Here is a 12,161-nt window from a genome sequence, read left to right as displayed (position 1 = left end):
GTCTGGCCGGCCGCGCCGGTGCAGTCCTGGAGTTGGGCCTGCGCGCCGTTGGTGGTGCCGGGAACGGTCAGGCAGCGGCCGGACTGCGCGCCCACGATCTGCTGGGGCGTCGTCGGCGGTGGGGTGGTGTCCTGCGGTCCGGCGGACGCCATCACGTCCTGGGCGCCGGAAGGCCAGTTGCCGTTGGTGACCGTCACATTGCCGGAGACCACGTTGCCGCGGTCCCCGTTGGTCACGTTCGTGCTGCCGTTGGTCGACCAGTTGTCGGTGACGGTCCAGTTCCCCATGTTCTCGCCACCCCAGTAATTGGCCGTCGCCCACGTACCGGTGTTCGAGAAGACGTTGTTGGTGGCCTTGTAGTACTTCGAGCCCTCGTCGAAGTACACCCCGAAGTACCCGTTGGTCCGCAGGCAGTAGTTCCGGCTGATCTGCGCGCCCGGGTTCCATCCGAGCGTGTAGATGCAGCCGCCGTCGTTCATCTGCTGCATGACGTCGTGGATGTAGTTGCCGATGAGCCGGTTGTTGGACGCGGTGGTCGGCGTCGTGTAGCGCGGCTGGTAGTTGTACAGGCCTCGGTTGGCGTAGTGGTTGCTGCCGCCCGCGTCGTTGGCGCCCCAGCCGTACCCGATCGACATGCCGGAGTACGGCATGTTGTAGACCTCGTTCCGGGCGACGAGGCTGTTGGTGACGTACGTGGTCAGGACGGAGACGACACCCCGGTAGTCCGCGCCGAGGTCATGGATGCGGTTGTCGCTGATCGTGATGTCCCTGTTGACCATGCGCTGGTCGCCGGGGTGGTGGGCGTCGGCGCGCACACCGCCCACGAGGATGCCGCCGGCTGAGCTCCGGGCGATCTCCGACCGGGTCACCGTGATGTCGGCGGCGCCCAGGCCGACACCGCTGGCGTGGGCGCCCGCGTCATTGCCGATGCCGATGGCCGTCTGGCCCAGGTTGACGAACCGGGAGTCGCTGAAGGTGATGGTGTTGGCGGCGGAGACCTGCACGGCGGCCGGCATCTGCTGCCAGTGCGGCCGGGCGGCCTCGAACTGCGTGCAGCCGTTGTGGCAGGAGTCGAAGCCCGGCCAGTTCCAGTTGCCGGAGATGTACGCGCCGGTCTGCTGGTCCACGTAACCCTGGTTGCTGCTGGGGCCCAGCCAGCTCGTACCGGTGAAGGTGATCCCGCTGAACGTGATGTGGTGCGCCGGCTCGCTGTACGTGCCACCGACGTTCACCAGCGACTGCAGCGTCGGCAGTTCCACGTCGGCGGTGCTCATGTTCTGCCCGGCCCGGGGGATGTAGTACAAGGTTCCGGCCCTGGGGTTGAGGTACCACTCGCCGGGCGAGTCCAGGAACTCGTAGGCGTTGGACAGGTAGAACGGACCGGCCCGGTGTGGCCGCATGAGGGTGTCGTAGCCGAAGTTGTTGTTGTTCCACGCCGGCTGCTGCATCGTGATGAAGTTGTCCCTGATGCTCTGTACCGGCGAGTACCGGTCGGTGAAGGAGTTGACGCCCTCCACCTCGATCCGGCTCTGGTCGGCCAGGTTGTTCAGATAGCTCAGCGCACCGCTCGAGAACCTCATTCCGGCGCTGGAGGCCGTGAAATCGGCCCTGTTGACCTGGGTGCGTGCCCGGGTGGCGACGGCGCCGTCGACATAGAGCTGCCGGGCGTCGAGACCGGCGGGCACGTCGGCCTTCCAGATGTTCCTGGCCGCGTCGGCCACCGACCAGCCGGTGACCGCCCGGGCACCGGTGATCACCGGACGCGCGGACGGGGCGGCCCGCCACACGACCTTGTGACCGCCTGAGCCGGAGTCCTCCGCCGTCAGCCGGAAGGGCTGGGCCAGTCGGTACACACCGTCGGCCAACTGCACCACGATGTCGTCCGACATGGCGTCGTTGAGTGCTCGCACCGCCGCCTGCGCGCCTGTCAGTGAGCACGGCCGCTCGCTGGAACAGTCGGTGCCGGTGCCGGACGGCGAGACGTACACGGTGCGGGGAGCCGCGGACGCGGGCGCGGGGAACGCCACCACGGCGGTCGCGGTCAAACCGACTGTGGCGGCTCCGGCCAGAAGCCGCCTTCCTATCGTGAGAGGTGTGAACATCCTGTCTCCTTTTGGCGGTTCCGGGGGTTCCCGGCCCGAAGGGGATGGCGGCGCGAGCGGCACAGCGACCCCTATGACCCGTTCGAGGGAGCGTTTTCCAGTCCGCGGAGGACGGTTCGGAGGTAGGACAGCCCGTCACGGGCGAGGGAGTCCTGCGACGGGGCGAGCGGCCGCCAGATCGAGGCCGCCGTGGCGATGGCCTCGTTCCGCGCGGTGAACGACTCGATGCACAGCGCGCCGCCGTAGCCGGTCGTGGCCAGGCCGGCGAGGAAGCGTGGCCAGTCGAAGTGGTCGGCGCCCGGGGCGCCGCGGTCGGTGCCGCTGACCTGGACGTGCTTGATGTGCGGACCAGCCGCGACGAGCGCCTCGTAGGGATCGGCCTCCTCGATGTTCATGTGATAGGTGTCGATCATGAGACCGACGTTCGCGGGCAGACCGTCGATCAGCTCCACCGCCTGCTCGACGGTGTTGACGACGCTCGTCTCATAGCGGTTGAGGGCCTCCACGCCGATGCTCACGCCCCGCTCCCCCGCGTGGTCGGCCACGGGCCGCAGGGCGCGCCGGACGTCCGCGTAGCAGGCCGCGCGCTCAAGCGGTGACATGCGCCAGGTCCGCCCCACCGCGGCGTAGACCGGGCCGCCGACGCAGGGCGCGCCGACGGCCACCGCACTGTCCACACACGTCTTCAGGTACGCCACAGTGGAGGCGACGGCCTCCGGCGGGGCGTTCACGAGGTCACGCCCGGGCGAGGTGACCGCACAGACGCCGACCGCGCGCAGGCCGTGCGCCGCCAGCAGGTCCCGGGTGCGGGCCGGGTCCCAGTCGCCGGGTCGCTCGATCGGCAGCTCGACCGCGTCGAACCCGAACGCGGCGATCCGCGGCACCAGTTCGGCCATGGCCTCGTCGTCGACCGGCGAGGCCCAGACCCACGGGTTGACACCGATGGTGTACACCGGCCTACTTCCAGCGCTTCGGGTAGCCGGGCAGGTCGGTGCAGCCGCACATCGCGTAGTGCAGCGGCGGCATGCTGGGGTCGACGTACTCGTCCAGGTTGTCCTGGGTGATGGTCGGCTGGGGCAGCTTCCACGGGTTCGGCACCCGCTCGCCGTCGAGGATCTTCAGCGCGGCGATGACCGGGGTGCGCCACTGGTAGGTCGGGTAGGTGGGGGCGATCGCCGTGAGCTTCTTGTCCTTCCACAGCTTCAGGAAGTCGAGCTGGTCCTCGCCGTTGATCGGCGGCACGGGCTTGCCGGCGTCCTCGAACGCCTCGACCGCCGCGCCCGCGACCGCCCCGGCGTCCATCCAGACGCCGTCGATCGTGCCGTACCGCTGGATGTAGTCGTTGACGATCTTCTTCGTCCTGGCCGGGTCGCCGTCGGTGAACTCGACGCCGACGACGTCGACGCCCGCCTTGTCGAAGGCGACCTTCGCCGCGGACCAGCGGGTCTCCAGCACGTCGACGCCGGGCAGGATGCGCAGCGCGAGCACCTTGCCGCCCTTCTTCATCTTCCGGGTGACGAACTCCGCCGCGACGTGGCCGAATCCGTAGCCGCCGATCGGGTTGATGAACGTCACCGGGCAGGTCGTGTCGACACCGCGGTCGAAGACGATGACCGGCAGGCCCTTCTCGCAGGCGGCCTCCACGGCCGGGGTGAGCGTCGCGGTGGTGTTCGGCGAGACGATGAGCGCGTGGCAGCCCTTGCCGAGGAGGTCGTTGATGTCGGCGATCTGCTTCTGGTCCTTGGCTTCGGCGTCGACGTGGACGAACTCGGAGATCCGGCCGCGGTGCGTGTCGACCTCGGCCTGCATGGTCTTGAAACCGACCTGGCGCCAGGGGTTGTTCAGCCCCGCGTTGGAGAAGCAGATCTTGTACGGTCCGGGCTTCTTGAACTTCGCGGTCTCCACCATCTCCGGATTGAGCGCCTGTTCCCAGGGCTTGCCGGCCGGCCCGGTGGGCGCGGCGTCCAGGAGCGCGAGCTGCTCGTCGTAGTCGGCCTGCACGAAGAACTTCGACTGCTTGCCGGTGCCCGACCCGGTGCCCGCGGTGGGCGAACCCGATGCGCCGGTGGTGGGCTCGTCCGTGGAGCAGCCGGCCAGCACCAGTAAGGCGCTCACGGCCAGCACCGTCATGGAATGCCTCACTGAATCCCCTTTATCTGGACGGGACACGGAAGGACGCCGCCGCCACGGCGAACAGGATGATCGCGCCCTGGACGGTCGGTTCGAGGGCGCCGGAGACGCCGTAGAAGTTCATGAGCGTGAAGAGCGTCTCGAGGGTCAGCGCGCCCAGCATCGCGCCGACGACCGAACCGCGGCCCCCGCCCAGCGCGACACCGCCGAGGACCGCCGCGGTGATCGCGCCGAACTCCAGGCCGGCACCGGCCTGGAACGACACCCCGCTGTACCCGCCGATGAGGACTGCCGCGAGCGTGGCGGCGAGCCCGCTGAGGACGAACGCCGTGGTCTTGGCGCGCCACACGCGCACGCCGCTCAGCTCGGCGGTCCGCGGGTTGCCGCCGACGGCGACCAGGGTGCGGCCGAAGTCCGAACGGGTCAGCACCAGCGCCGCGGCGGCCGCCACCAGCAGGACGACCAGGGCGTACGGTATCCGGCCCAGCGCGGGCACGTCCTCGAACGCCGACCGGCCGAGCCGGCGGAACTCCTCGGAGAGGCCGCCCTTCGGGGCACCGTCGGACCACAGGTACACGGCACCGACGAGGATCAGGAACATCCCGAGGGTCGTGATGAACGACGGCACCCGCAGCCGTGTGGTGACGAAACCGTTGACGAGGCCGACGGCGATGCCGAACGCGAACAGGAGCACGACGACGGGCCAGCCGGCCGACGAATCGCCGTCGATCAGCCGGGCGGCGACGACCACCTGCGCGGTGACCAGAGAGCCGACGGACAGGTCCAGCTCGCCGGAGACGATCACGAAGTACTGGCCGGCGGCGAGCAGGACGACCGGCGCGGAGCGGCCGAGGAACGACATCAGCGACGGCGGCGAGAGGAAGTCCGGCTGGCGGGCGGTCAGCAGAACCAGCAGCACCGCCAGGATCACGACGATCGGTGCGAGACCGCCGGAGCGGAACGTGACGAGCCGATGTGGGCGTGCGATCCGCATGCTAGGACGCCTTTCGCATCGCCCGGCGGGCATAGACGGCGACCGCCGCGATGATGATCACGCCACGGATCACCTGCTTGAAGAACACGTCGACCTCGAGCTGGTTGAAGATGGCGTCGATGCTGGCGAGCAGCAGCACACCGCCGACCGTGCCGACGACGCCGCCGCGACCGCCGGCGAGAGCGGTGCCGCCGAGCACCACCGCGGCGATCGACTCCAGGTCGTAGAATCCCTCGGTGCCCACCCTCGGTGCGCCGGCGCCGAGCCGGCTGGCGAGGTAGACCCCGGCGAGGCCGGCGCAGAGGGCGCACAGCACATGGGCTGTGACGAGGACCCGGGTGCCCCGCACGCCGGAGAGCCGGGCGACCTCCGGGTCACCGCCCACGGCGATCAGGTGGTGGCCGAAGCGGGTGCGGGTCAGCACGAACCAGGCCGCGGCGGCGACGGCGAGCAGCAGCAGGAACGACAGTGGCACCGGGCCGACTCGCTGGTACCCCAGGCCCTGCACCAGGGCGGGTGCGGTCTTGCCGGCCGGGCCGTCGTATCCGTTGTCGAGGTATCCCTTGAGCAGCAGTCCGACGCCGACGGTCGCGATGAAGGGGTTGATCCGCGCCGTGGTGACGAGCAGGCCGTTGACGAGGCCGATCGTGGCGCTGACGGCGAGCGTCAGGCAGATCGCCGTCAGCAGCGCACCGTCGTCACCGGCCATGGTCTCGGCGGCGACGAGGGTGCTCAGGCTGACCACGTACGCCACCGACAGGTCCAGCGAGCCCCCCACGATGACCAGGGTCTGGCCGACCGCGACGAGGCCCAGACCGGCGGCGACGTGCAGCAGGCTCACCGTCGTCGGCAGGCTGAACAGCCGGCCGCCGTCGAGAGTGACGATGAGCCAACCGATCGCCAGGGTGAGGACCAGGGCGACGAACACGCCGGGCGGGGTCCGCCGGGCCGGCAGGGACGGCGCGGCGCTCATCCGGCCGCCTCCCCCACGGTGCCGACCGCGAGGGCGATGACATCCTCCTCCGTCGCGCCGGCGACCAGCTCGCCGGCGATCCGGCCGTCGCGCATGACGATGACCCGGTCGCTCATGCCGAGCAGTTCGGGCAGCTCGGACGAGACCATCAGCACGGCGGCGCCGTCGCGGGCCAGCCGGCGGACGAGGTCGTGGATCGCCGACTTGGCGCCCACGTCGATGCCCCGGGTCGGCTCGTCGAAGAGCAGGATCCTCGGGGCTAGCGCGAGCCACCTGGCCAGCACGACCTTCTGCTGGTTGCCCCCGGACAGGAAACGGATCTCCTGGTCCTCCCCGGCGGCGCGAAGGTCGACGGCCGCGAGCAGCTCCCGGACCCGCGCGGTCCGGGCACCGCGGCCGCCCCCGCCCGGGTGGACGCCGCGGACGGCGCGGGCGGCCAACAGCGCGTTGTCGAGCACCGACTGCTCGGCGACGATCCCCTCGCCCTTGCGGTCCTCGGAGACGTAGGCGATACCGGCCCGCATCGCGGCGCGGGGCGAGCGCAGCCGGACCGGCGCTCCGTCGACGGTCACCCGGCCGGTGCTGAACGGTGCGGCGCCGAACAGTGCGCGGGCCAGCGCCGACCGGCCGGATCCTTGCAGGCCGCCGACGCCGAGCACCTCACCGGCGCGCAGCCGTAGGTCGATGCCGCGCAGCTTCCGGTTGCCTCCGCCGCGGACGGTCAGCCGCACCGGGCCCAGCTCCTGCGGCTGCGCCGGGTCGGGGTAGTAGCTCGACAGCTCGCGGCCGACCATGTGGCGCACCAGCTGATCGGCGCTGGCGTCCGCGGTGTCCAAGGTGGCCACCGCCCGGCCGTCCTTGAGCACGGTGATCCGGCTGGACAGGTCGAAGACCTCCTTGAGGCGGTGCGAGACGTACAGCACGCCGATCCCCTGCTCCTGCAGCCGCCGTACGAGCGCGTAGAGCTGGTCGACCTCGTGGTCGGCGAGAGCCGCGGTGGGCTCGTCCATGATGAGCAGCCGCGCGTCGAGGGCGAGCGCCTTGACGATCTCGACCACCTGTTGTTGCGCCACACCGAGTCGCCCCACGCGGGTGTCGGGCGCTAACGAGCCCTCCCCGATCGAGGCGAGGAGCTCCGCGGTGTGGCTGAGCATCGCCCTGCGGTCGACGAGCCCGCGACGCAGGGGCTCGCGGCCCAGACAGACGTTCTCCGCGACGGTGCGCTCCGGCAGCAGGGTCAGCTCCTGGTGGACGGTGCCGATACCGGCCTGTCGGGCCTCACGCGGGTTGCGGAACGTCCGCGGTGCGCCGGCGAACTCGACCGTTCCCTCGTCGGGCTGGTGGACGCCGGACACCACCTTCATGAGCGTGGACTTGCCGGCGCCGTTCTCGCCGACGACCGCGTGCACCTCACCCGGCCGGACCTGGAGGTCGACGCCATCGAGCACCCGCACGCCGAGGAACGATTTGCCGATGCCTCGCAGAGCGAGCAGCGGCGACGGCGGCAGGCCAGACATCGTGGGACCCTCTACATTCGCGTCGTCAGCAGGATTGCGTCACCAATAGCTGAAGCGTTCGGGTACGACCGGCGGGGAATGAGAGCTCCCGCCCGCGAGCTATCGTCGAATAGGCCGCGAACTTTCGCCGGACGCCATGGCGGCATCGCGGCCCCGAGGGTAAATGCCTCCATGAGCGCCTGGCAATACCCACCGGCCGGCGATATGCCGACGGCGGTCGATACACCGAAATCTGTTATCGAATGGGCCCGTCCGGAGTCGCGCACCCCACCAGGAAGATTGATTCGCAGAATGTGTTATGGAATCGGCCCGACGACAGTCGCGCGCCGAACCACGACGATTGCTGCGCAAAATGTGTTATGGAATCGGGCGCACCCGAACCATATTGACTGTTGCGATAGGCGGCTGCATGCTGGCCCGCAGACCACGGGAGACGGTCGCATCTGGCGTGACGCCCTATCTCTTCCGTAGGGACTTGACTGCCCGTCACGGCGGACGGGATGACGAGCTGACGGCATACGCGTGCCTACGACGCGCTCAGGCACTCCGGCGCATCTTCAGGTGCGGCCGGCGCGTGCCCGTGGTCATGCCATCGTTGCTCCGCCGACCTAGGAGACGGCATGCGTCGCATCATATTAATCTTCGGGGCGATCGCGAGCGTGCTCCTGTCGCTCGTCATCGCCCCACCGGCGTCAGCGGCGCCGGCCTTCCGAGCCCTGGTCTTCACGAAGACGGCCGGCTATCGGCACGATTCGATCCCCGCCGGCCTCACGATGCTCCGGGAGCAGGCGGCGGCCAACGACTTCGAGCTGGTCCACAGCGAGGACTCGAGCGTCTTCACCCCGGCGAACCTCGCCACCTTCGACGTGCTCATCATGTTGCAGACCTCGGGCATGGTGTGGACCACGGCCGCCCAACGCCAGGCGGTGGAGGGCTACCTCGCCGGCGGCAAGGGCATCGTCGCGATCCACAACGCCACGGACATGGGCATCGAGAACGAGTACCCGTGGTGGGACCAGACCATCAACGGTGGCGCGCACATGCCGGAGCACTCCCCCGGCGTGCTGTCCGGCACCGCGATCGTCGCGGACAAGAAACACCCGTCGACGGCCGGCCTGCCGGACCGCTGGAACCGCAGCGAGGAGTGGTACAACTTCGACCGCAACCCCCGCGGCGACGTCCACGTCCTGGTCACCGCGGACGAGCGCACGTACAACCCGGGCCCCCGCGCCATGGGGCCGGACCACCCCATCTCCTGGTGCCGCAACACCGGCGGCGGCCGCGTGTGGGCCACCGGCATGGGGCACACCAGCGCGGCCTACAGCGAGACCCATTTCCGCAACCACGTCCTCGGGGGCGTCAAGTGGGCGGCCGGCAAGGAGCCCGGCGACTGCGGCGGCACCGTGTGGAGCAACTTCGAGAAGCGCACCCTCGACGACAACACCGCGGACCCGATGGCCCTCGCGGTCGCCCCGGACGGGCGGGTGCTCTACGTCCAGCGGGGCGGGCAGGTGAAGATCTTCAAACCGACCACCAACAAGACCGTGACAGCCGCCACGCTCAACGTCTACACCGGCGGCGAGGACGGCCTCACCGGGCTGGCGCTCGACCCCGACTTCGCCAAGAACGGCTACGTGTACCTGTATCACTCCCCGGCCGGAGTCCCGAACGACATCAACCGGGTCTCGCGGTTCACGCTCACCGGCGACACCCTGAACATGTCGAGCCAGGTGACGATCATCGACATCCCCGCGACCCGGGACCGCACGTTCGCCGAGCCCGGGCACACGGGCGGGTACATCGCGTTCGGCCCCGACAAAAACCTGTACATCGGCACCGGGGACGACGTCCCGCCGAACCTCGACTCCAACTGGCAGGGCTACGCCCCGCTGGACTGGCGGCCGGGCAAGGCCAACCTCGACGCCGCCCGCACCGCCGGCAACACCAACGACCTGCGGGGCAAGCTCCTGCGCATCCGGCCGTCGGCGGACGGCGGCTACACCGTCCCGGCCGGCAACCTCTACCCGCAGGGCACGGCGCAGACCCGGCCGGAGATCTACGCGATGGGCTTCCGCAACCCGTTCCGCTTCTCGATCGACCCGGACAACGGCTGGGTCTACCTCGCCGACTACGGCCCGGACCGGAACCCGCCCACGACCAACCGCGGCCCCGAAGGGCTCGTCGAACTCAATGTCATCAAGGCCCCGGGCAACTACGGCTGGCCCTTCTGCCACGGCGACAACCAGGCCTACGCGCCCTACAACCCGGACACCCGCGTCGTCGGAGCCAAGTTCAACTGCAACGCGCCGGTCAACAACTCGCCGAACAACACCGGCCTGACCAGCCTCAAGCCGATCGTCGCGCCGAACATGTGGTACGGCTACGGCGTCTCGCCGAACTTCCCCGAACTCGGCTCCGGCGGCTCGGGGCCGATGGGCGGACCGGTCTACCGCTACAACGCCGCGAACCCGTCCGAGACGAAGTTCCCGCCCTACTACGACGGAGTCCACTTCTTCTACGAGTGGTCGCGCCACACCGTCAAGGAGGTCCACTTCGACTCCGCGACCGCGGTCACCCGGACCAACCCCTTCATGCCCGCCGCCAAGTTCCTCAAGCCGATGGACATGGAGTTCGGGCCCGACGGCTCGCTGTACCTGCTCGAATGGGGCAACAACTTCTCCGGTGGCAACAACGACTCGGGGCTCTACCGCATCGACTACAACCACGGCGGACGGTCGCCGATCGCCAAAGCCACCGGAACGCCCACCAACGGGGACGCGCCACTGAACGTGCAGTTCAGCAGCGCGGGGTCCACGGACCCGGATCCCGGCAGCACGCTCAGCTACCACTGGACGTTCGGCGACGGCACCACGTCCACGGCGGCCAACCCGTCACACACCTACACCACCAACGGCAACTACACGGCCCAGCTCAAGGTCACCGACAACACCGGCAGGACGGCCTTCGCCAACGTGCCGATCACCGTGGGCAACACCGCACCGATCGTCACCCTCACCCTTCCGTCCGACGGCGGCATGCTGGACTTCGGCGACCGTGTCCCGTACAAGGTGTCCGTCTCGGACCCCGGCGGCGCGCCCATCGACTGCGCCAAGGTGTTGGTCAACCCCGCCCTCGGCCACGACGACCACCAGCATGAGACCACGGACCATCCGGGCTGCTCGGGCACCATCGACACGACGCTGCTGGGCGGGCACCCCGACGGCGCCAACCTGTACTACGTCCTCAACGCCCGCTACACCGACGACGGCGGCCCCGGCGGTGCGAACCCGCTCACCGGCTACGCCCAGGTGATCCTCCAGCCCAAGCACAAGCAGGCCGAGTTCTACACGGACCAGTCGGGTGTGCAGATCGTCGAGCAGGCCGGCGCGGAGAGCGGCAAGCGGGTCGGCGACATCTCCGACGGCGACTGGATCGCGTTCAAACCGATGAGCCTGTCGGGCATCACGAGCGTGAAGTACCGCCTGTCGTCGCCGAGCGGCGGCGGATCGATCGAACTGCGCGCCGACTCACCGACCGGCAAGCTCCTGGCCACGACACCGGTGCCGAGTACCGGCGGCTGGAACACCTACCAGTCCACGTCGGCGGTGAACACCGCCGATCTCGCCGGCTCGCACCGGCTCTACCTGGTGTTCAAGGGCACCTCGAACAACTGGTTCGACCTCGACTCGCTCACCTTCGGCGGCGACGGGGTCGGCGAACCGGGCAGCGGCGGCGGTGGCGGCGTGGCCGGAAGGACGTGGACGGTCGCGGCGCAGCACAGCGGCAAGTTCATGGACGTCAGCGAGGCCTCGACCGCTGACGACGCCCAGATCGTCCAGTGGCCGGCCACCGGCGGCAACAACCAGAAGTGGCAGGCCGTCGACGCCGGTGGCGGCGCCGTCCACCTCAAGGCGCTGCACAGCGGCAAGTGCCTCGCCGTCACGGGCGGATCCACCGCCCAGGGCGCGTTCCTGCAGCAGTCCACCTGCGACAACGGCAACGCGCAGAAGTTCCTCGTCACACCGGCCGGCACGGCGGGTGTGTACACGGTGAAGAGCGTGCCCAGTGGACTGTGCGTGGACGTCAACGGCGGCTCGACGGCCGACGGCGCACGACTCCTGCAGTGGAGCTGCCACAGCGGCACCAACCAGCAGTGGCGGTTCACCGCCGTCTAGCCCGTCCGGACGGGATGCCCGGCGCGGTCGCGCGCCGGGCACCCTCCCTACGAACAGGTGAGGAACCGCCATGGTGTTTCGGATACCTCGGCCCCGCCGGTACGGACGGCTGTCCGCGCTGGGCACCGCCCTGACGCTTGTCGCCGTCGGCGCCACCGCGGTGGCGGCACCGATCGAGCCCGGGCAGAGCGCCCCCGTCGTGGGCGTGCAGTCCGGCCGCTGCCTGACCGTCCCCGGCACCACCAACGGCACGCAGGCCCAGCTCCAGGA

General features: G+C 69.8%; 7 protein-coding genes and 1 pseudogene. 2 read left to right on the top strand and 6 right to left on the bottom strand.

The genetic code is table 11. The annotated features are described in order from the left end of the window. The 6 genes from GTY47_RS05275 to GTY47_RS05250 form a co-directional block, all read right to left on the bottom strand. Nucleotides 1–2,045: right-handed parallel beta-helix repeat-containing protein (locus tag GTY47_RS05275; protein WP_010037411.1), on the bottom strand; the 2,045-nt coding region annotated here is incomplete at its 3' end. 128 nt (nucleotides 2,046–2,173) lie between these two features. Beyond that, nucleotides 2,174–3,055 carry a sugar phosphate isomerase/epimerase family protein gene (locus tag GTY47_RS05270; protein ID WP_010037408.1) on the bottom strand — a complete coding sequence of 294 codons (882 nt, stop codon included), beginning with the start codon at nucleotides 3,053–3,055 and terminating at the stop codon, nucleotides 2,174–2,176. A gap of 4 nt (nucleotides 3,056–3,059) precedes the next feature. Next, nucleotides 3,060–4,232 (bottom strand): substrate-binding domain-containing protein, encoded by a 1,173-nt coding sequence (locus GTY47_RS05265; RefSeq protein ID WP_010037407.1) that lies wholly within the window; start codon nucleotides 4,230–4,232, stop codon nucleotides 3,060–3,062. A 22-nt stretch (nucleotides 4,233–4,254) separates the two neighbouring features. Continuing rightward, nucleotides 4,255–5,226 (bottom strand): ABC transporter permease, encoded by a 972-nt coding sequence (locus GTY47_RS05260; RefSeq protein ID WP_010037406.1) that lies wholly within the window; start codon nucleotides 5,224–5,226, stop codon nucleotides 4,255–4,257. A 1-nt stretch (nucleotide 5,227) separates the two neighbouring features. Continuing rightward, nucleotides 5,228–6,199: an ABC transporter permease gene (locus GTY47_RS05255; RefSeq protein WP_010037405.1), complete on the bottom strand. Its 972-nt coding sequence runs from the start codon at nucleotides 6,197–6,199 to the stop codon at nucleotides 5,228–5,230. Continuing rightward, a complete protein-coding gene (locus GTY47_RS05250; RefSeq protein ID WP_010037404.1) occupies nucleotides 6,196–7,716 on the bottom strand; it encodes a sugar ABC transporter ATP-binding protein in 1,521 nt (506 codons plus the stop codon). The genes GTY47_RS05255 and GTY47_RS05250 overlap by 4 nt, the downstream gene beginning before the upstream one ends. Nucleotides 7,717–8,336: 620 nt before the next feature. Here GTY47_RS05250 and GTY47_RS05245 point away from each other — a divergent pair. Beyond that, nucleotides 8,337–11,891 (top strand): ThuA domain-containing protein, encoded by a 3,555-nt coding sequence (locus GTY47_RS05245; RefSeq protein WP_029180987.1) that lies wholly within the window; start codon nucleotides 8,337–8,339, stop codon nucleotides 11,889–11,891. A gap of 70 nt (nucleotides 11,892–11,961) precedes the next feature. Beyond that, nucleotides 11,962–12,161, top strand: a pseudogene (locus tag GTY47_RS05240) (alpha-L-arabinofuranosidase); the annotation flags it as partial.

This window comes from Streptomyces sp. SID5464 (assembly GCF_009862985.1).
Lineage (GTDB): Bacteria > Actinomycetota > Actinomycetes > Streptomycetales > Streptomycetaceae > Streptomyces > Streptomyces chartreusis_D.
This window is presented reverse-complemented; position numbering and strand designations above follow the sequence as displayed.